This is a genomic window from Streptomyces sp. NPDC049687, assembly GCF_044465285.1.
In the GTDB taxonomy this organism is placed as follows: Bacteria; Actinomycetota; Actinomycetes; order Streptomycetales; family Streptomycetaceae; genus Streptomyces.
The window spans coordinates 147,144-166,446 of record NZ_JBITLN010000008.1; the positions used below are offsets into that span (position 1 = coordinate 147,144).

At 69.2% G+C, this 19,303-nt stretch carries 18 protein-coding genes; 16 read left to right on the forward strand and 2 right to left on the reverse strand.

Features of this window, described 5'->3' with window-relative positions; genetic code table 11:
- Positions 1–309 precede the first annotated feature (309 nt).
- Positions 310–1,536: a PP2C family protein-serine/threonine phosphatase gene (locus ACIBVL_RS24580; RefSeq protein ID WP_399099774.1), complete on the forward strand. Its 1,227-nt coding sequence runs from the start codon at positions 310–312 to the stop codon at positions 1,534–1,536.
- Here the strand turns inward: ACIBVL_RS24580 and ACIBVL_RS24585 are convergent.
- On the reverse strand, positions 1,506–2,090 hold the full coding sequence (locus ACIBVL_RS24585; protein WP_399099776.1) for a DUF488 family protein: 585 nt from the start codon (positions 2,088–2,090) through the stop codon (positions 1,506–1,508). The genes ACIBVL_RS24580 and ACIBVL_RS24585 overlap by 31 nt on opposite strands.
- 137 nt (positions 2,091–2,227) lie before the next feature.
- Here ACIBVL_RS24585 and ACIBVL_RS24590 point away from each other — a divergent pair, with 137 nt between their 5' ends.
- The 13 genes from ACIBVL_RS24590 to ACIBVL_RS24650 all read left to right on the forward strand — a co-directional run bounded on the left by ACIBVL_RS24590 (position 2,228) and on the right by ACIBVL_RS24650 (position 16,366).
- Positions 2,228–4,144, forward strand: a complete 1,917-nt coding sequence (locus tag ACIBVL_RS24590; protein ID WP_399100394.1) for a glycoside hydrolase family 5 protein — start codon at positions 2,228–2,230, stop codon at positions 4,142–4,144.
- A 193-nt stretch (positions 4,145–4,337) separates the two neighbouring features.
- On the forward strand, positions 4,338–5,048 hold the full coding sequence (locus ACIBVL_RS24595) for a cysteine hydrolase family protein (RefSeq protein WP_399099778.1): 711 nt from the start codon (positions 4,338–4,340) through the stop codon (positions 5,046–5,048).
- A gap of 32 nt (positions 5,049–5,080) precedes the next feature.
- A complete protein-coding gene (locus ACIBVL_RS24600) occupies positions 5,081–5,785 on the forward strand; it encodes a cysteine hydrolase family protein (RefSeq protein ID WP_399099780.1) in 705 nt (234 codons plus the stop codon).
- 55 nt (positions 5,786–5,840) lie between these two features.
- Positions 5,841–7,535, forward strand: coding sequence for a regulator (locus tag ACIBVL_RS24605; RefSeq protein ID WP_399099782.1), 1,695 nt, complete (start codon positions 5,841–5,843; stop codon positions 7,533–7,535).
- A gap of 5 nt (positions 7,536–7,540) precedes the next feature.
- Complete coding sequence (locus ACIBVL_RS24610) at positions 7,541–7,948, forward strand: AtzH-like domain-containing protein (protein ID WP_399099784.1); 408 nt, start codon at positions 7,541–7,543, stop codon at positions 7,946–7,948.
- A gap of 511 nt (positions 7,949–8,459) precedes the next feature.
- Entirely contained in the window at positions 8,460–9,428 is a 969-nt protein-coding gene (locus ACIBVL_RS24615; RefSeq protein WP_399099786.1) for a cytochrome c oxidase subunit II, read from the forward strand.
- Positions 9,429–9,558: 130 nt separating this feature from the next.
- Positions 9,559–9,849: a hypothetical protein gene (locus ACIBVL_RS24620; protein WP_399099788.1), complete on the forward strand. Its 291-nt coding sequence runs from the start codon at positions 9,559–9,561 to the stop codon at positions 9,847–9,849.
- A 455-nt stretch (positions 9,850–10,304) separates the two neighbouring features.
- The gene (locus ACIBVL_RS24625; protein ID WP_399099790.1) at positions 10,305–10,805 is read left to right on the forward strand and encodes a lamin tail domain-containing protein; all 501 of its coding nucleotides are present in this window, start codon (positions 10,305–10,307) and stop codon (positions 10,803–10,805) included.
- Positions 10,806–11,136: 331 nt separating this feature from the next.
- Positions 11,137–12,831 (forward strand): IPT/TIG domain-containing protein, encoded by a 1,695-nt coding sequence (locus ACIBVL_RS24630; RefSeq protein ID WP_399099792.1) that lies wholly within the window; start codon positions 11,137–11,139, stop codon positions 12,829–12,831.
- A 104-nt stretch (positions 12,832–12,935) separates the two neighbouring features.
- Complete coding sequence (locus ACIBVL_RS24635) at positions 12,936–13,529, forward strand: TetR/AcrR family transcriptional regulator (RefSeq protein WP_399099794.1); 594 nt, start codon at positions 12,936–12,938, stop codon at positions 13,527–13,529.
- On the forward strand, positions 13,526–14,380 hold the full coding sequence (locus ACIBVL_RS24640; RefSeq protein WP_399099796.1) for an alpha/beta fold hydrolase: 855 nt from the start codon (positions 13,526–13,528) through the stop codon (positions 14,378–14,380). Before ACIBVL_RS24635 ends, ACIBVL_RS24640 begins: the two co-directional genes overlap by 4 nt.
- A gap of 143 nt (positions 14,381–14,523) precedes the next feature.
- On the forward strand, positions 14,524–15,474 hold the full coding sequence (locus tag ACIBVL_RS24645; protein WP_399099799.1) for an SDR family NAD(P)-dependent oxidoreductase: 951 nt from the start codon (positions 14,524–14,526) through the stop codon (positions 15,472–15,474).
- 481 nt (positions 15,475–15,955) lie between these two features.
- Positions 15,956–16,366 carry a hypothetical protein gene (locus ACIBVL_RS24650; protein ID WP_399099801.1) on the forward strand — a complete coding sequence of 137 codons (411 nt, stop codon included), beginning with the start codon at positions 15,956–15,958 and terminating at the stop codon, positions 16,364–16,366.
- Positions 16,367–16,689: 323 nt separating this feature from the next.
- Here the strand turns inward: ACIBVL_RS24650 and ACIBVL_RS24655 are convergent, their stop codons facing one another.
- Entirely contained in the window at positions 16,690–17,571 is an 882-nt protein-coding gene (locus ACIBVL_RS24655) for a helix-turn-helix transcriptional regulator (protein ID WP_399099803.1), read from the reverse strand.
- A gap of 184 nt (positions 17,572–17,755) precedes the next feature.
- On the opposite strand from ACIBVL_RS24655, the gene ACIBVL_RS24660 reads away from it, so the two are divergent.
- On the forward strand, positions 17,756–18,190 hold the full coding sequence (locus ACIBVL_RS24660) for a nuclear transport factor 2 family protein (protein WP_399099805.1): 435 nt from the start codon (positions 17,756–17,758) through the stop codon (positions 18,188–18,190).
- Positions 18,191–18,675: 485 nt separating this feature from the next.
- The gene (locus tag ACIBVL_RS24665; protein WP_399099807.1) at positions 18,676–19,269 is read left to right on the forward strand and encodes a TMEM175 family protein; all 594 of its coding nucleotides are present in this window, start codon (positions 18,676–18,678) and stop codon (positions 19,267–19,269) included.
- Positions 19,270–19,303: the final 34 nt, after the last annotated feature.

A 19,303-nucleotide genomic window follows, 5' to 3' on the forward strand; every position in this document is an offset into this window, starting at 1 on the left:
ACCGGACGGGGCGCTCGGCGTTCATCGCGCCTTTTCACGGCTCCGACGGGTCCGCTCACACCGCTCGTACGGCGTTCACCACCGGTCACCGGGCCGGACGTCGCATGCACCCCGGCGACCAGCGGATTCGCCGGGGGCACGCGATCAGTTGTCCGGCGGTACGCTGGTCGTGACATTCGTTCGGGCTTCTCGTCCTCGTCTGCCGAGCACCGTCCCGTGGCCGTCTCGCCTGGCGAGGCCGACGGGCGGAGGCGGGCCGTCCCCTTGCGACGGGTGACTGGTATGGCTTCGCTCGAGGACTGTGGCCGCATGCTTCGCGCTCTGCTGCGGGCGAGCCATCTCTCCGCGTTCGAGGACCTGCCGAGCCTGGTGGCACGGCACGCGGGCGAGGCCGGATTGCACGGAGCCCGCATCTACGTGGTCGACATTCAGGAGCTGGTGCTCCGGGAAGCGACCGGGCAGGGCCTGGACGCCGGGACCGGCGGGCAGGAGCTGCGCGTCGACGCCACACTGGCGGGCCGGGTCTTCCGCAGCGCGCAGTCGCACTCCGCGGTCGTCGACGGTCGTACGCAGCACTGGCTGCCCGTTCTGGACGGTACCTCGCGCCTGGGGGTCCTGCGGGTGGAAACCGAGCATGAGCCCGATGACCAGACGCGGGCGACGATGGAGGATCTGGCGTCGCTGCTGGGCATGCTGCTGGTCGCCAAGGGCCACAACAGTGACTCCTACGCCCGCCTCACCCGGGTCAGCCCCATGACGGTGTCCGCGGAGATGCAGTGGACGCTGATGCCGCCGCGGACGTTCGCCAACAAGCGGGTGACCATCGCCGCCGCGATGGAGCCGGCCTACGCCACCGCGGGCGACGCCTTCGACTACGCGCTGGCCGACGACACCGCCCACCTGGCGGTCTTCGACGCCATGGGCCACGACACCTCAGCGGGACTGACCGCCAACCTCGCCATGGCTACCTGCCGTAACCAGCGACGCCAGGGCAACAGCCTCACCGAGGCCCGCGACGCCATCGAAGCCACGCTCCTCGAGCAGTTCGCCAGGTCGCGGTACACCACCGCGGTGCTGGCCGACCTCGGCCTGGAGTCCGGCATGCTGACCTGGCTCAACTGCGGCCACCACCCCCCGGTTCTCATCCGCGGCAGACGCTGGACCACCCACCTCACCTGCCGGCCGACCCACCCGATGGGTACCGACCTGGGCCTTCCCGCCACGCTGTGCCGAGAGCAGCTGGAGCCCGGAGACCAGTTGTTGCTGTACACCGACGGCATCATCGAGGCCCGCGACGCCACAGGACACGAGTTCGGCCGCGACCGCTTCGTCGACTTCGTGATCCGCCACCAGGCCGACGGCCTGGCCGCGCCCGAAACGCTGCGCCGACTCGTCCGCGCCGTACTCGACCATCACGACGGCCACCTCAACGACGACGCGACCGTCCTTCTGTGTGAATGGCACGGCGGCACCCAGGCGGCCTCCCCCCTCACAGGCGTGTCACCTCACCGTGCCGCTGGGGGACCGGCGTCGTAGACGAGAAGGCCGTCACCGCGAAGGCGCACGCCTGGCGTCGGAGTGTGCGCCGTGAGTCGTCCGTCGTGCATCAGGTGGAGAACGAGCGCGCCGCGGGCCAGGACGGCGAAGTCGGCGATCAAGCGTCGGTGGCATCGCCACCACACCGCCTCACTGCACATCACCGCGGTGCGCTCCTCATCCGCCTGCCGCATGACGGCATCCATCGCGGTGACGAACTCCGGGCTGCGGGTGTGAGCGGCGTAACCGCGGAAGGACTCGTTGCGCCAGACGGTGTCGGGTGAGTCATGCGCAGGTCTGCGGAACCCGCCCAGCCGCCGCTCCCACCGGTAGGCGATGTGCTCGTCGGGCATCCACTGGGCCAGCCGCTGCCGCGACAGGTCCGGATCCCGGCGACTGCCGGGCGCTGTCCTGACGTCCACGACGGCGGTGACACCGGCTCCCCGCAGCAGGCGTGACAGCGTTGCCCGGTCGGCAGTGCTGTGACCGAAGGTGATCAGCTCCGGGCGCGGCTTCGCGATGCCGTCCACAGGGTCGGTGCGGTCATGGCCCATATACCGAGTGCACCAGTTCTCGGCCGGCGCGGCACCCTCGCCACCGGCGCGAACCGGACGGGCATGGGCGTGATACTCCGTGTGCGCGTGGGTGTGAACGGCGCCTCACTGACTGTAATGTGCATGCCATGCCCGCCATGGTGAGCAGGTCCCTGATCTGCTCTGCTCTGACCGCCGTCGTCATCCTTCTCGCGCCCACGGCACAGCAGCCGCAGGCCGCCGAGCGGCCCGCCCCCGCCCCTGCCGCCGCCCAACCGGCCGCCGCGTGGACTCCGCCGCTGAGCACCAGGGGACGCTACATCGTCGACGCGACCGGCAACCGTTTCAAGCTGAAGTCAGGTAACTGGCACGGGGCCAGTGGCACTTGGAACGGATCGGGGAATGCCGACGACAACGCGTCCCACCACGCGGGCGAGAACTCGGGCCGGATGCCCCTCGGCCTGGACCGTGCTCCGATCGCCGACATCGTCTCCGGCTTCCGGGAGCTCGGCGTCAACAGCGTCAGACTGCCCTTCTCCAACGAGATGGTGCACGATGCCCGACCGGTCACGGACGCCTCGGTGGCGGCCAACCCCGGCCTGCGGGGCCGTACTCCGCTGCAGGTCTACGACGCGGTTGTCGCGGCGCTCACCGATGCCGGACTCGCCGTCATCCTCAACAACCACACCAACACGACGCGTTGGTGCTGCGCCGTGGACGGCAACGAACGGTGGAACGCCTCCCAAACCACCGCGGTGTGGGAGAACGACTGGCTGTTCATGGCACGTCGCTACAAGGACAACAGGCGCGTGGTCGGCGCCGACCTCTACAACGAGGTCCGCCGCAACGTCCTGGACGACCCCAACTGGGGCCTCGGCGACGACCACGACTGGTTCGCGGCGTCCCAGCACCTGGGGGACCGCATCCTCCAGGAGGCCAACGCGGACCTGCTGATCATCGTCGAGGGCATCAACTGGACCGGGATCCCCGTCGACGGACTTCCGCACGCCCGCCCCACCCTGGAGCCGGTGCAACGGCTCTCCCACACGCTGGTGAGGTCCGGCAAGCTGGTCTACTCAGCGCACTTCTACGACTACACGGGCCCCCACCACAGCGGCGCGACCGGCACCGGCGAGACCAGCGACCCCCGCTACCGCGACTTCACCCCCGCCGAACTGCGTGACGTGCTCTACCAACAGGCGTTCTACGTCGCCGACCAGCGGGATCAGCACTTCACCGCGCCCGTGTGGATCAGTGAGTTCGGCATCGGTGGCCGGGACGAGACCGGAGCGAGACAGCGGGCCTGGTTCGAGAACTTCATCGACCAACTCATCGCGACCGACGCGGACTTCGCCTACTGGCCACTGGTCGGCTGGCACGAGAACCGCAAGGGCAACGGATGGGCCCTCCTCAGCTGGGACGCGGCGGGCCACCGCATGGGTCTGTACGACGGCGACGACTGGCGGGCCGCGGCCTGGACGCGGCTCGTCACCGCGGCCGGCCGGACCGGCCCCGTCGCGCCGACGAGTCACTGGTCGATGCTCAGTCCCGACCACGCGGACTTCGACCAGTCACTGCGGATGCGCGCGCTCCCCGACTGGGACCCCGGCGCCCGCAAGGCGGTCTGCCCGGACGGCGAGCGGCTGATCGGCCTCGGCCACACGGGCAACCGGGGCCTGTGCACCGACACCACAGCGGGGGACCTCTGGGGCGCTTCCGCTGCCCACGAGGTGGTCTTCGACGACCGTCACGTCACCGCGAACAACGACTGGGCCTCGGGATACAGCAAGCTCCAGTGCCCGCCGAACGCCTTCCTGATCGGCTACAGCGTTCGCGGCGCCGCCGTCTCCCGGGCCCTGTGCGCCGCCTCGGCCACGCCCCTGGGCACGACCGGCCGCACGGTGTGGTTCGACCGGGGCGACAACCGGCCGACCGCCGCCAAGGGAGGCGACTTCGCCTACGGCCGGTACAAAGGACAGTGCGCGGACCGCGAGTACGCCGCCGGCATCGCGTACACCGGCCGGGTCGGATCGTCCCGGACGCCGGACGCCCTGTACTGCCGCACACTGCGCTGACCACCACCGCCGCCGCAACCGCGAAGAACCGTCCCGCGTGCCGAGTGGGGAAGGCCGGCTGTGCGCGGCGTGTCATGGCGTCGTAACCCACGGACCGTCCGGCTGAAATCTACCGCTCAATAATGCGATGTACGGATTCACGCAGTACATGCCTCACTTTCGCATTCCCCGCTTTCACTTCCTTGGGGGAGCAATGGCTGTCACACCCTCCGTCATAGGTCCGGTCAACGCGAAACCGTATGCATGGCCCTACGACACCTCCGTCCCCGCCGAGCGGGTGGCCCTCCTGTGCATCGACTGGCAGACGGACTTCTGCGGTCCCGGCGGCTATGTGGACACGATGGGCTACGACATCTCACTGACCCGCGCGGGGCTGCCCGCCACACAGAAGCTGCTCGCGCACGCCCGCAGCACCGGCATGCTCGTCGTGCACACCCGCGAGGGACACGATCCCGACCTGACGGACCTGCCCGCCAACAAGCGCTGGCGATCCGCGCGTATCGGCGCGGAGATCGGTTCGGCGGGCCCCTGCGGACGCATCCTGATCAAGGGCGAGCCCGGCTGGGAGATCGTCCCAGAGGTCGCCCCGGCACCCGGCGAAGTGGTCGTGGACAAGCCCGGCAAGGGCGCGTTCTACGCCACCGGCCTGGACCTGGTCCTGCGTACCCGCGGCATCACCCATCTCGTACTCACCGGCATCACCACCGACGTCTGCGTGCACACGACCATGCGCGAGGCCAACGACCGCGGATACGAATGCCTGATCCTGTCGGACTGCACCGGCGCGACCGACGCGTCGAACCACGAGGCCGCCCTCCACATGGTGACCATGCAGGGCGGCGTCTTCGGCTGCGTCTCCACCTCCGAGGAACTCATCGCCGCCACCACGCCGGCCGCCACCTGACGCACCCTCCCTCGACGAAGGCAGGTACCGCCATGGACCTCCGCCAACCGCTCACGGTCGGGGCGGCCCCCTACCCGTTCTCCTTCGACCCCGCCGAAACGGCCCTCGTCGTCATCGACATGCAGCGTGACTTCCTGGAACCCGGCGGTTTCGGGGAGAGTCTCGGCAACGACGTCGGACAGCTGCGCAAGGTCATCGATCCCTTGCGCGCCGTCCTGGCCGCCTGCCGTGTGGCGGGCATGACGGTCATCCACACCCGTGAGGGCCACCTCCCGGACCTCTCCGACTGCCCGCCGGCCAAACTGCTGCGCGGCAGTCCCCGCGCCCGTATCGGCGACCCGGGGCCCAAGGGGCGGATCCTGGTACGCGGGGAAGACGGCCACGACATCATCGAGGAGCTCTACCCCGCGCCGGGCGAACCCGTGATCGACAAACCGGGCAAGGGCGCCTTCTACGCCACCGACTTCGGCGACCTCCTCGTCTCCCACGGCATACGCAAACTGGTGGTCACCGGTGTCACCACCGAGGTGTGCGTGCACACCACGGTCCGGGAGGCCAACGACCGCGGCTACGAGTGCCTGGTGCTGTCGGACTGCGTCGGCTCCTACTTCCCCGAGTTCCAGCGGGCCGGCCTCGAGATGATCGCCGCCCAGGGAGGCATCTTCGGCTGGACCGCACCGTCCGAGGCATTCCTCGCCGCGCTGGCCGGTACGTCGGCGGCGTCACAGCCGCGCTGAACCCCCTTCCCCCCAGCCCCATCCACCGCTCCGCCCGACGAAGGGTGATCCCGCCATGCCTCCGTTCCGCCGTACCACGGCAACCGAGACGCAATCCATCCCTCTGCCCCTGTGGGTTCGGGGCGACACCAACGCCTTCTTCGGACTGGGCGTCAACGTGCTGGTGAATGTCCTCACCCTGACCGGTCTGTGCATCGGAGTGGTCAAGATCCCCGGGGACGACGTCTTCCACACGATCCTGCCGGCGCTGGGCATCGCCCTGATCGTGGGCAACGTCTACTACGCCTACCTCGGCCGCAGACTCGCCCGCAGAGAGAGACGTCCGGACGTCACCGCGATGCCGTACGGCCCCAGCGTGCCGCACATGTTCATCGTCGTGTTCGTCATCATGCTCCCGGTCTACCTCAAGACCAAAGACCCCTTGCTGGCCTGGAAGGCGGGCATCGCCTGGGCGTTCATCATCGGCCTCATCGTGCTCGTCGGCGCCTTCGTCGGGCCGTACATCCGCCGCTACGCCCCGCGCGCCGCGCTCCTGGGCACGCTCGCCGGCATCTCCGTCTCCTTCATCTCCATGCGGCCCGCGGGGCAGATGTGGGACAAGCTGTGGATCGCCCTCCCCGTCTTCCTGCTGCTCCTGGTCGGGCTGATGACCGACATCAAGCTGCCCGGCAACATCCCCATCGGCCTCGCCGCCCTGCTGGCGGGCACCGCGATCGGATGGGCCGGCGGAGCGATGTCCGGGTCGGCGCTCTCGGCTGCGGCCGACGACATCACCTTCGCGCTTCCGGGACTCCACCTGGGCACCCTGTTCTCGGGCCTGTCCGACGTGGCGCCACTGCTCGCGACCGCCATCCCGCTGGGCGTCTACAACTTCACCGAGGGCATGAGCAACGTCGAGAGCGCCGCTGCCGCGGGTGACTCCTACAACCTGAGGTCGGTGCTGCTCGCGGACGGTGCGGGTGCCGTCATCGGTGCCGCGCTCGGCTCGCCCTTCCCGCCCGCGGTCTACGTCGGCCACCCGGGGTGGAAGAAGGCCGGCGGGCGCACCGGCTACTCGTTCGCCACGGGAGCGGTCATCGCGCTCATGTGCTTCCTGGGGATGTTCGGTCTGCTCCAGGCGGTCTTCCCGGTCGCGGCGATCGTGCCCATCCTGCTCTACATCGGTCTGCTCATCGGTGCCCAGGCGTTCCAGTTCTCGCCGAAGGCGCACGCGGCGGCGGTGGTCGCCGCGCTCGTCCCGAACCTGGCGTCCTGGGCCGTCGGCCAGATCGACAACGCCCTCGCCGCGGCGGGCACCAACGCGGCGAAGGTCGGCGAGAGCAGCCTGGAATCGTCGGGCGTCGTCTACCACGGCCTGATGGTCCTCGGCCAGGGCGCGATCCTGGCGGGCCTGATCCTGGGCGCGTTCGTCGCCTTCGTCATCGACAAACGGTTCATCCCGGCGGCCGTGGTGTGCCTGTCCGGCGCGCTGCTCTCCTTCGTCGGCCTCATCCACGCACCCCAGGTCGGCTGGAACGAGAACGGCGAAGTCTCCCTCGGCTATCTCATGACGGCCGTACTCTGCGGCGCCTTCGCCCTGACCCGGCCCGCACCCCGGGTTCCGGACCCGGAGGAAGTGGCCCTCGACCGCCTGCACGGCGGTCCCACCCCCGCCGCGACAGCGGGACCGGCACCGGAGCCCGGGCCGGCCGACCCCACCGGACCGGGCGGGCCCGACGAGGCCGCGCCCGAGCCGGCGGCCACGGCCTGACGGGGATGGACGCACAGCGGATGCAGGTCGACCTTCCCCAGGTGATCGCCGAAGTGACGGCGGCCTTCAGCGGCTACGAGGAAGCCCTGGTCTCCGATGACCGCGAGGGCATCCTCGGCTACTTCCGGGACTCTCCCGACACGGTCCGCTTCGGGATCGCCGACCAGCAGACCGGCGTGGCGGAAATCAGCCACTGGCGGGAGCGGCAACCCCCGCTGCCCCCGGGCCGCAAGCTCCTGGACACCAGGATCAGCACCTTCGGAACCGACTTCGCCACGGTCACCACGCGGTTCGTCTACCCGGGGCGGAGTCTCGTCGGCCGTCAGACCCAGGCGTGGGTGCGCTTCCCCGCCGGCTGGCGGATCGTCAGTGCCCATGTCTCGGAGATACCGGAGGCCACGGAAGGGGAGTGAGAGGTCCTCTCCTCCCCAAGGGCGGCTGGCCGACCGCGGACCGACCGGCGTTTCGCCGGCGCAGCCGTATCTCAGTTCAGTGCGTCACCGACGAGGGCGAGGTTCTCCGCGGTGCACACCATCACGACCTATGACCGACCGTAGGCGGTTACCGCGGAAACGACCACACATACGCACACGTCATCCCCGCCGCCCAGTTGCCGGCCGGAGCCAACACCCTGCGCATCGACGTGGCCGGCGGCGGGGGCCACCTCGGCCCCGGCCGCGTTCGACGCGCTCGACCTGCTCTGAGTGAGCAGACCCGTCCCGGGCCGGGGGTGAGGGCCGGCAGGAGACATCTCGGGGTGCAGCCAGGCGTCGGCGGCGCGTTGGACCCTCTCCCGGCGTGGGCCGTAATAGGGTCTGGTCCCGATAAAGTTCCTCAATTCGGGCCCTGCGTCGGGGTGGCGACCGACCGGCGAGACGGCCGTAGCCGACTTCCGACCTGGGCCGAGACTCTCCGGAAGGCGCTGTGAGTCCAAAAGGCTGTGACCGCTCGCTGCGGTGTCCGATGCGGCGGAGGCTGCGGCCGGCGCTGACCGCGAGCCTCGTTCTGGTGGCCGCTTCTGGGTGCACATGGCGGGACCTCCCGCGCCTGGGGATGCCCACGCCCGCCACGGAAGAGGCGCCGCGGATCCTCCACCTGTGGCAGGGCTCGTGGGCGGCCGCGCTCGCCGTGGGCGTGCTGGTGTGGGGGCTGATCCTCTGGGCGGTCATCTTCCACCGGCGTAGCAGGACCAAGGTCGAGATTCCCCCGCAGACCCGGTACAACATGCCCATCGAGGCGCTGTACACCCTGGTCCCGGTGATCATCGTCTCGGTGCTCTTCTACTTCACGGCCCGTGACGAGGCCAAGCTCCTCGAGCTCTCCGCGGAGCCCGCCCACACCATCGGCGTGGTCGGCTTCCAGTGGGGCTGGGGCTTCAACTACATCGAGAACGTGGACGGCAGAGCCGGCACAGGTGACGCGAAAGCCGACCCGGACATGGCGATCGTGCCGGACCGGTACGGCAGGGCCTTCCCCAGGGGTGCCGAGGGCGTCTACGACGTCGGCACTCCCAGCACCCGCAACCCGCAGAACGGCGATCCCGGGCCGACGCTGTGGCTGCCCCAGGGCGAGAAGGTCCGCTTCATCCTCACCTCCCGAGACGTCATCCATTCGTTCTGGGTCCTGCCGTTCCTCATGAAGCAGGATGTCTTCCCCGGCCACAACGTCAACGTCTTCGAGGTGACGCCCAGCCGGGAGGGCACCTTCCGGGGCAAGTGCGCCGAACTCTGCGGGGTCGACCACGCCCGGATGCTGTTCAACGCCAAGGTCGTCTCCCCGGAGCGCTACCGGCAGCACCTGAAGGAACTGGCCGACGAGGGGCAGCGCGGCTACATCCCGGCCGGCATCGAGATCACCGACCCGGCCAGAAACGCCGAGCCGCGCAAGCTGTGAGCGCCGTCCGTGAGGGGGACCACGCCATGCCGACGGGCGTTGGGGGCGTCACGGGCGATATGAACGTCCATACCCGGCAGGGAAGTTATCGATTTCATGGGTGTGCGCCCGGCCGATTATGATCTTGGTCATGTCTGTGCAGAACTCTGACAAGGCCCTTTCCCGTAAACAGAGACTTCAGGAGAAGCAGCGACGCCAGTTGGCCGTGGTCGACACCGTGGACAAGGCCGAGGCCAAGGTCCGCAAGGCGGAGGTCGAGCTTGCCGTGGCTGTCGCCGAGGCAGTCCAGGTCTTCGGCGACGAGCAGTCCGCGTCCGAGGGGCTCGATATGCCGGTCGAAGCGATCCGGCGCTTCCTCGGCATGGCGGAGCGCGAAGCGGAAAGCGTCGGCAACGCCGTCGAGGTCGCCGGCTCCTCCTGAACCTGGCGCCCGGGGCGAGCCGGGGTACGAAATCGTCGTCGGGCGACCTGTGTTGCCGCACAAGCGCGAGCCGGAGCGGATCGGCCGCTGATTCGACAGGCCCACCCCCGGGGGGAGACCGGACAGCCACGGGCCGCGCGGCGGGCGAAGAAGCGGGCTAGGCCGCGTGCGCTTGAGGCCTCATCCCGGTCGGGCGGCGCGTGCTCGCGGCTCGGCCGGCGACGCCGACACAGTGAGGGCCGCCCACCTGCGTGACGCTGTCGGGCGGCTTGTCGCGGGGGCCAGTGGAAGTGCGGATGTCGAACCTCGTCGTCGGGGGCGGGGAACAGCGCTGGACGGCCTGCCAAAGGCCCACCCACACCCGTCTTCACGATAAAGACACACCAGGCGCACACAACATCCATGTTCGATATGCTCCAGGCGCTCCAATCGCATCATTGAGGGGGGAATTCCTCATGCCCACGCGCATATCCCGCGCCCTGCTGGCGTCTGCCGCAGCCGGCATGCTCGCCGTGCTGACCGCCGCTCCGGCTCAGGCCACCGAGTACTCGTCCGCGCTCAAGGTCAAGGGTGTCCAGTACGACGCCCCGGGCCCGGACTCCAACCGGTGCTCCGGCGGCAACACCAAGGACGAGTTCCTGACGATCAAGAACTACTCGCGCACCGCGACGGTGAACCTCAAGGGCTACGTCGTCAAGGACGCCGCGGGCAACAAGTTCACCTTTTCCGCCAGCCACAAGCTCGAGCCCGGCGACTACGTGAAGCTGCGCGGCGGCCGCGGCACGGACTCCGACGCCGGCAATGTCGTGTACCGCCAGAACTGCAACTTCATCTGGAACAACGACAAGGACACCATCTACCTCATCAAGTCCAACGGTTCACGGGCTGACGTGCACTCCTACACCAAGCGTGCCAACGACGCGGACGGCAACGGCTACATCAACTACCACGGCTGACCGCGCGGGCAGACCAGGCCGCCCCAGCCGGTGACGGCCCATACGGGCTCATCGCCTTACGACAGGTGGTGGGCCCGTTTCGTGTTGTCGCCGGTCCTCCGCCACGGTTCGAGCAGCACCCCAACTCGAGGAAGAAGGAGGACCATTGGGGGATTGTCGGAAAATCTGACATATTCGACAAAAGTTAAGAGGGTCCCTGTAAGGGTATTTCGCATGTAAGCGTGTGCAACTCGCCGCCCGGTCCGGCCGGGCATCTGCTCGCGGTTGGCCCATCCGGTGGAGCAGACATTTCCGTGTGGGAGGAATCCTCCCGCCTACCTCAGGGAGTGTCATGGTCACCTCGACGTCGCCATCTCCGCAGCCTGCAAAGGCGCGTGGGTTCGCATTCGGTGCCGCCGCGTTCGCGCCCGGAGCCACGATTCCGGTGGGGGCCGAGCCCCAAGGCATCGCTCTCACACCGGATGGGACCCGCGCGTACGTGGCCAACCGGGCCTCGAACACGGTGAGTGTGATCGACACCGCCACCGACACCGTCACCCACACCATCCCCACCGGTGCCGGCCCGACCTTCGTCGCGACCAGCCCGGACGGCACACGGGCGTACGTGACCGTCAACACCGACGGTCTCCTCAGTGTGATCGACACCTCCTCGAACTCCATCGTCGCGGACGTTCCCGTCGGTGCGGGGGCCTCGGTGGTAGGAGTCACCCCGGACGGCACCCACGCCTATGTGTCCGTGCAGAACGCGGACATGGTGAGCGTGATCGACACCGCCACCAACACCGTCACCGGCACGGTCCCGGTCGCGGGCGCACCGATCGGCCTCACCGTCACCCCGGCCGGGACACACGTCTACGTCGCGTCCCTCTTCTCGAACACGGTGAGCGTGATCGACACCGCCACCGACACCGTCACCGTCACCGTCCCGGTCGGCCTCAGCCCCATCCTGATGACCAGCGCACCCAACGGAGCCCACGTCTACGTCACGAACGTCGGCGACTCCACGGTGAGCGTGATCGACACCGCCACCAACACCGTGACCGCGAACGTCGGCGTCAGCTCCCAGCCACGCCTCGTGGCGGTGAGCCCCGACAACGCCCACGCGTTCGTGGCGAACCATGAGCCGGACACGGTGAGTGTGATCGACACCGCCACCCACACCGTCGTGGAGAACATCGACTTCGGAGACGGCCCCACCTGTATCGCGGTCGCCCCTGGCGGGACACACGCCTACGTGACCAACAACGCTTCGGGCAGCGTGGGTGTCATGGCGACGACCGTGATCCCCGACCAGGGGTCCACGGCCGGCGGCACCGGCGTGACGATCACGGGCCGCCACCTGGCCAACGCGAGCGCCGTGCGCTTCGGCACCGCTCGGGCCGCCGTCACCGCCAACACGGACACATCGCTGACCGTCACCGCCCCCGCCGGAAGCGGTACCGTCCCCGTGACGGTCACCACCCCGGGCGGCACCGGCACCCTCGGAAACTTCTCCTACCGGCCCGTCCCCGCCCTCACCGGCATCAGCCCCGCCTCAGGCCCCGTCGCCGGCAGTGATCAGGACATCGTCATCACCGGCCGCAACCTGGCCGGAACCATCGATGTCCGCTTCGGACCCACCCGGGCCGTCATTCAAAGGGTCTCCGACACGCAGCTCACCGTCAGGACTCCGGCCGGCGTCGGGACCCCCGTGCCGGGCGGAGTCCCCATCACCGTGATCACCCCCGGCGGGCGCGCCGAGGGTCTGCTCTACACCTACCTCAGTACGCCCACCGTCACCGGCGTCAGCCCCGGCACGGGACCCACGGGCGGCGGCACCGAGGTGAACATCACCGGTACCGGCTTGGCCGCCACCGACCAGGTCACGTTCAACGGTGCTGTCGCAGCCTTCACCGTCATCTCCGACACCACGCTGACCGCCACCGCCCCGCCCAGCGGCCAGGAAGGCACCTTCGACGTCACCGTCACCACACCCGGCGGCACCGCCGCCGGATCCTTCACCTACGTCTCCGAACCCGCCCTCTGACCCGGACCGGGTCCAGCGCCGGTGCGACAGCGCGTGCGCCCCTGCTTGGCAGACCTAGGGCTCCTAGGCTATACCTAGGAGCCCTAGGACCTTGAGGAGGGCGCATGGCGCGGGCCGGACTGACGGTGGAGCGGGTGACGATCGTGGGTGCCGAGCTGGCGGACGAGGTCGGGCTCGAGCGGGTCACCATGTCGCAGGTGGCGCGGCGACTCGGCGTGAAAGATGCGAGCCTCTACACGCACGTCCGCAGCCTGGAGGACTTGCGAGGACGGATCGCGCTGCTGGCGGCGGACGAGAAGACCATCCGCATCGCGGAGGCGACCGCCGGGCGGTCGGGCAAGGACGCGCTGGTCGCCTTTGCCGATGCCTGGCGGGAGTACGCCCACGAGTATCCGGGCCGCTACATGGCGACGCAGACCCCGATCCGCATCGACCCCGAGCTGGCCGCACAGGCGTCCGGACCTCGGCGCGCGGTCGAGCTGACCTACGGCATGCTGCGTGGCTACGGACTGGCCGAGCCCGACCTGACCGACGCCGTCCGGTTGCTGCGCAGCACGTTCCACGGGTTCGTCGCCTTGGAGGCGGCGGGCGGGTTCGCACACGAGCGTGCGCCGCAGGACTCCTGGGTCCGCGCCCTCGACGCCCTGCACACCCTCTTGGCGCACTGGCCCCCGTCCCGAGAAGGAGACTCTTCATGACCACCCCGACCATCGGCTGCCTGCGCGTGAACGGCGCGACCCTGCACTACGAAGTGCGCGGCCAGGGCCCTCTCCTGCTGCTGATCCCCGGAGGGACGGGCGGCGCCGCCTCGTTCGACCGCATCGCCGACGACCTGGCCGCCGAATACACAGTCGCGACCTACGACCCGCGCGGCATGTCCCGAAGCACCCTGGATGACCCCGAGGCCGGGCAGCGCGTGACCGAGCACGCCGACGACGCGTTCCAGATGCTGGAACTGCTGTCGCCCGATGAGCCCGCCCGGGTGTTCGGGGCCAGCTCGGGTGCGATCACCGCCCTGCATCTGCTCACCACCCACCCCGAACGTGTCCAACGCGTCGTGGTGCACGAGCCGCCGGTGGTGGAGGTTCTGCCGGACGCACCGGAACACCGCGCGCTTCTCGCGCGCGTGCAGGAGACGCTTCAGACCCAGGGGCTCATGCCCGCGATGGCCGTGTTCGCCGCGGGCCTGAAGAAGGACAGCGACACCACCGGGCCGAAGGCCGAGATCAGACTTCCGCCGCAAGCAGCGGTGCGGGCCGAGCAGACGATGGCCGACCTGCCGTACTTCGTCGGGCGCATCGTGCCCGGCTTCATGTCCTACGCCCCGGACATCGACCGGCTGGAGGCGCTGTCGGACCGGCTCGTGCTCGCCTGCGGCCAGGACTCACGCGGTGAGCTGCTCTACCGACCCGCTGCTCACCTGGCCGAGCGTCTCGGCACGGAACTCCAGCACTATCCAGGCGGGCACACCGGCCTGACCACACACCCCGCCGAGTTCGGGGAACTCCTTCGGAAGGCCTTCCGAGCCCAGGGCCTGTCTCTCGTGTGATCAAGGTAGTTCTCCAGAGGGGTGTCGGACGTCTGTCGGTGGTGTCCGTGATCTGTCGGCGGTATGTCGGTGGAGGTTGCGACCTTGGGCGGGTTCGTGCTCCTCATGAGCACGCTGCCCCAGAGAGCTAGGAGCCTGTCATCGTGTCTTCCGTATCCCAGAGCCGACCGTGGGACGTTCACCGGCTGCCGTCTGCCCAGGGCAGGATCTTCCTGGTCACCGGGGGTAACGCCGGGATCGGCTACTTCGTCGCTGAGCAGCTCGCCGCCACCGGCGCCGTCGTCGTACTCGGCAGCCGGGACGCCGCGAAGGCCGACGCCGCCATGGCCTCGATCCGCTCGCGCGTCTCCGGCGCGCATGTGCGGCACCTTCCACTGGACCTCGCCGATCTGTCGTCCCTGAAGACCGCCGTGGACAGGCTGGACCTCGATCATCTCGACGCGGTGGTCTACAACGCAGGAGTCGCGCTCGACGACCCGCCGCGTCGAGAGACCCGGGACGGCCACGAGCTGATGTTCGGCACCAACCACCTCGGCCACTTCGCGCTCACCCAGTGGCTGGCCCCCCTGCTGTCCGCGGCGTCGGCGGGCCGCATCGTGACGGTGGGAAGCTTCGCGGCGCGGTCCGAGCGACTTGACCTGGGCGATCTGCAGTCGACCCAGGACTACCGGCCCAAGCGCACCTACGGCCGATCGAAGCTGGCGCAGATGTGCTTCGGCTTCGAACTCGATCGCCGTCTGCGTGCCGTCGGCAGCACAGTACTCAGTGTGGTGGCCCATCCCGGTGGCGCACTGGACTCCCTCACCCCGTCCCGCCCGCTGGTGCGCGTGACCACCCCCGGTGAGCGGCTGCGAGCCTTGCCCGCCGGGCTCTTGGTGCAGGGCAAGGATGCCGGAGCATGGCCCGTCGTCCGTGCCGTCATAGACTCGCAGGTGCAGGGCGGGCAGCTTTGGGGGCCGAGGGCCTTCGGCCTTCGTGGCATACCACGGCGTGAGCCCGTCCCCTCTCACATGGCCGACCCGGCCGTCGCCGCTCGCCTTTGGGCCGCGAGCGGTGAGCTGGCCGGCACGGATCCGCACCTCGGCTTTCGGTAGGCCGGAGCCGCACCCGGGGCGGCCAGCCGGTGGCCAACTGCCCTGTTCCGCCCGGCCACCCCGGACGCTCAGTCACAACCAGGCGCCTGCAGAGGATCGTTGATCTGGAACATCAAGGCGCGGAGGTGAAGGCCGGCAGGTAGCTCGCGGGCGTCTGCCTGGTCGCCGGCGCCGATCAGTCTCCGGCTCGCACCGTGAGCCCGGGATCGAATCCGCGTCAGCGAAAGTCAGTTCCTCGACGAAGTAGTGCTCCCGGTGGTCGAGGTCGCACTCAGAGGTCGGTCCGAACTCGTCTCCGCAGAGACACCGGGCGTGCTCCGTCACGGTGCTGTGCATGTCCGGAGCCTATGACACCTTGATCCGCGGGAAGCAACCTTGGGCCTGTCCCGGCGATCACCTGGAGGGTGGCCCCGGTGGTAGTTTGACCGGAAATCGCGGGGGGGGTAAGCGGGTGGACAGAGACCGGCGGCATGCAGTTGTCGTGGCACTCCGCGAGCTCGGGCGAAGCCACGACTACCGTGACCGGGCGGATGCCGGTCACGGCCTGGCAGGCTTCGCCGAGATGGAGGAGGCCCTCGGGCCACTGCTGGAGCTCGTGCTCGACTCGGGTGACACCTTCGTCACGCGGGTGACCGCGGAAGCCGCGCTTCGGCGAAAGGACAGATTCGGGTTGGCGGTAGTCGCCTCCGCCTTGGCAGTCGCCGACTCGAATCACAGTGACTGGATCCACACCGCAATCCTCGATGTGTTCAGCGTCTCCTCCGAGGACCGGGACGACGCGATGCAGCTGTGCGAGGAGATGGTGCGGGACGATGACGACCGCGTTGCCCTGGGAGCTCGGCAGCTGCATGAAATCCTGGCCGAGATCGATCCTGTTCTTCGCCCCGTGTAGCACGGGGTGGACACTGTTGTGAGAGCACAGGTGCTCGCATCTGCATCCGGCCATCCTGCCGGGCCCAGCTCCATGAGTGGACAGGCATTTCGCTGGCTGTCGCGTCGGCGCCCAGTGTTCGGGCTCGACGCTGGTTCGTCCGGCGTCGCCGCGGAAGTCGGGCATGCCGACGTGAACGGTGGACGGTTGCGCTGCGCGATCGCGGATGGCCTCGAGCTTCTGGGCGGCGGCTGCCGTCGTGGTCTCGATGGCGCCAACCTCGCCCCGCGCCACCCCTGGTCCTTGGCCGCCTGAGGCGGTTGCTGAGGTTGGCGTGAATCTCCTCAAGGCGAGGTGGATTGCGCGTCCTGCTCCTGTCCGGTCGTGGCGGACCAGCTGGCGAGCAGCTTCAGGCCGTCCTCCGCGGCGGTTTTGGGGGGCGCGCTGTAGACGACAACACTCAGGCCGCTTTCGTCCGGCAGGCTCATGGTCTCCTGATCGAGTTCCAGTTCGCCGACGAGCGGATGGTTGAGGCGTTTGGTGCTCTCGCGGAAGACATGCACGTCGTGCGAGCCCCACATCGCGCGGAAGGCGTCGCTGCGGGTGGACAGTTCACCGATCAGGTTCGACAGCTCCCGGTCGTAGGGGTTTTTCCCCGCCTCGATGCGCAGCGCGCCCACGGCGAAGCGGGCCATGCGCTCCCAGTCGGTGTAGAACCGCCTGGCTGCGGAGCTGAAGAACGCGAACCGGGCGACGTTCGCCCCGCATGTCGGGTCGGCGTACATCTCCGAGTACAGGGCCCGGCCCAACGGGTTGGCGGCCAGCACGTCGAGGCGGTTGTTCATCACGTACGCCGGCAGCTCCGGCATGCCATCGACGATCCGCGCCACACTCGGCCGCACCGTCGGTCGGCTTTCCCGCTGCGGTGCCCGCGTTCGCGGCGCCGGTCCGGCAGCGCGGGCGAGGTCGTACAGGTACATGCGCTCGGTGTCGTCGAGCCGCAGGGCGCGGGCGAGGGCGTCGAGCACACCGTCGGAGACCCCTTGGAGGTTGCCGCGCTCCAGGCGCGTGTAGTACTCGACGCTCACGCCGGCGAGTGCGGCGACCTCGCCCCTGCGCAGTCCGGGCACCCGGCGCTGACCGTACGTCGCCAGCCCGGCCTGCCCTGGGGTGATCTTGTCGCGTCGGGAGCGGAGGAATGCGCTGACTGCGTCCCGGTTGTCCATGAGGCCAGGGTAGGCAGGCTGCGCGACAGGTGAGGGGCCCTGCCAGTACCCCTCACAGCAAGGACTCCCGAGTCACGGCCCCCTCGCGTTGCATGGTGCGTGCCCCGATCCCCCCGGGGCCTGGCCGGTGCGAGGACGCACGCGTCCCGGTCGGCAGCACCTGAACACTGAAAGGACACACCAGATGAGCAACCAGATCGAGACGGTGACGGAGAGCCCCGCGGATGTCGTGCGAGGGCTGTATGACGCGTTGAGCAAGGGCGATGTGCCGGGTGTCCTGGCAAGGCTCGCCCCCGAGGTGATCGTCGATGAGCCGAACCAGCTCCCCTACGGCGGCGTGCACCAGGGCCGCGAGGTGTTCGTGCAGTCGATCCTCGGCGCGATGATGGGCTACGCCAACGTCGCCATTACCGATGCCGAGGTGTTCGAGGGCCCGGCCGGAGTCATCGGAACGCTCACCGGAACGCTCACAGCGCACACCACCGGTGAGAGGTTCCCGCTGACCATGGTGGAGATCCACCAGGTCGAGGACGGCACGGTCCGCAAGATCGACGTCTACGCCAAGAACCCCCACGAACTCGCCGCGTTCTACACGCGCGCCGAGGCGGGCACCCGCTGACCACGACGCTCGTCGGGTCTTCCAGTGGTGCACGCGGAGACCCGCTTCGCTGAGGTCATCGGGTGCTCGGCAGCCATTCGCACCAGTCGTACGCTGCAGGCATGTGCAGGGACGGAGTGCCCCGGCTACGGCTGGTCGTGACCACGGACGTCGACTCGGGGCCGCGTTCGTGTCGCGGGTGCGATGGTCCGCTGATGCCTTCGGCGAAGGCTACGGCGGTGTTCTGTTAGGCCGGGTGGTCGGGAAGATGGGCGCCGTCCAGAATCGCGTTCTGCCGCCGGACGTACTCGGACAGTCGCAGCGAAGGGCGGCGCACATCCGAGCGAAGCCCCAGACGTCGGCGCCGTCCTGACGAGTCACATACCCCTGTTCACCGGAGGCGCAGCGCCTGGCGCGGCTCGCGGCGCGGTGATTCCGGCTGCCGTACTGTGGGCGCGGCAGTGGGGGGTACCCCCGTGTCCGATGGTGCACGCTGTGTGGCATGAATGAGTCCAGCCGCGTCGAGACGTTCAGCGACGGCGTTCGCCATCACCCTGCTGATCCTGGAGATCAAGGTCCCCGAGGTCGGGACACACGGCGACCTGTGGGGCGCGCTGGGGGCGCAGTGGCCCTCGTACGCCGCCTATGTGGTGAGCTTCCTGGTCATCGGCATCGTGTGGATCAACCACCACCAGGTCTTCGGCTACGTCGCGCTCGTCGACCGCACGCTGATGTTCCTGAACCTGTTGCTCCTGCTGGTGGTGGCCGCGGTGCCCTGGCCGACGGCGATGCTCGCGGAATACCTGCGCGAGGACGAGGCGTCGCATGTGGCGGCCGCCGTCTACAGCCTCCTCATGGTGGTGGTGGCCCTCACCTTCCAGGCCCTGTGGTGGCATCTGACGCGAACGGGCCACCTCTTCGACCCCCGCGTCGACATCCCCGCCGCCCGCGCGACCCGGCTGCGCTTCGCGCTCGGCTCCCTGGCATACCCGGTCACTGTCGGCCTGGCCTTCGTCTCGGCACCCCTGACCTTGGCGGCACACGGCCTGATCGCCGTGTACTACGCCTTCAACCAAGTGCCGGTGCCGACCCGGGACTGACGCCGGTGCCCCGGGCATCGCCGGGTCGAGCGCG

Coding starts and splice junctions, on each gene's coding strand:
- ACIBVL_RS24580 (WP_399099774.1), top strand. CDS start 310: ATGCTTCGCGCTCTGCTGCGGGCGAGCCATCTCTCCGCGTTCGAGGAC.
- ACIBVL_RS24585 (WP_399099776.1), bottom strand. CDS start 2,090: ATGGGCCATGACCGCACCGACCCTGTGGACGGCATCGCGAAGCCGCGC.
- ACIBVL_RS24590 (WP_399100394.1), top strand. CDS start 2,228: ATGGTGAGCAGGTCCCTGATCTGCTCTGCTCTGACCGCCGTCGTCATC.
- ACIBVL_RS24595 (WP_399099778.1), top strand. CDS start 4,338: ATGGCTGTCACACCCTCCGTCATAGGTCCGGTCAACGCGAAACCGTAT.
- ACIBVL_RS24600 (WP_399099780.1), top strand. CDS start 5,081: ATGGACCTCCGCCAACCGCTCACGGTCGGGGCGGCCCCCTACCCGTTC.
- ACIBVL_RS24605 (WP_399099782.1), top strand. CDS start 5,841: ATGCCTCCGTTCCGCCGTACCACGGCAACCGAGACGCAATCCATCCCT.
- ACIBVL_RS24610 (WP_399099784.1), top strand. CDS start 7,541: ATGGACGCACAGCGGATGCAGGTCGACCTTCCCCAGGTGATCGCCGAA.
- ACIBVL_RS24620 (WP_399099788.1), top strand. CDS start 9,559: ATGTCTGTGCAGAACTCTGACAAGGCCCTTTCCCGTAAACAGAGACTT.
- ACIBVL_RS24625 (WP_399099790.1), top strand. CDS start 10,305: ATGCCCACGCGCATATCCCGCGCCCTGCTGGCGTCTGCCGCAGCCGGC.
- ACIBVL_RS24630 (WP_399099792.1), top strand. CDS start 11,137: ATGGTCACCTCGACGTCGCCATCTCCGCAGCCTGCAAAGGCGCGTGGG.
- ACIBVL_RS24635 (WP_399099794.1), top strand. CDS start 12,936: ATGGCGCGGGCCGGACTGACGGTGGAGCGGGTGACGATCGTGGGTGCC.
- ACIBVL_RS24640 (WP_399099796.1), top strand. CDS start 13,526: ATGACCACCCCGACCATCGGCTGCCTGCGCGTGAACGGCGCGACCCTG.
- ACIBVL_RS24655 (WP_399099803.1), bottom strand. CDS start 17,571: ATGGACAACCGGGACGCAGTCAGCGCATTCCTCCGCTCCCGACGCGAC.
- ACIBVL_RS24660 (WP_399099805.1), top strand. CDS start 17,756: ATGAGCAACCAGATCGAGACGGTGACGGAGAGCCCCGCGGATGTCGTG.
- ACIBVL_RS24665 (WP_399099807.1), top strand. CDS start 18,676: ATGAGTCCAGCCGCGTCGAGACGTTCAGCGACGGCGTTCGCCATCACC.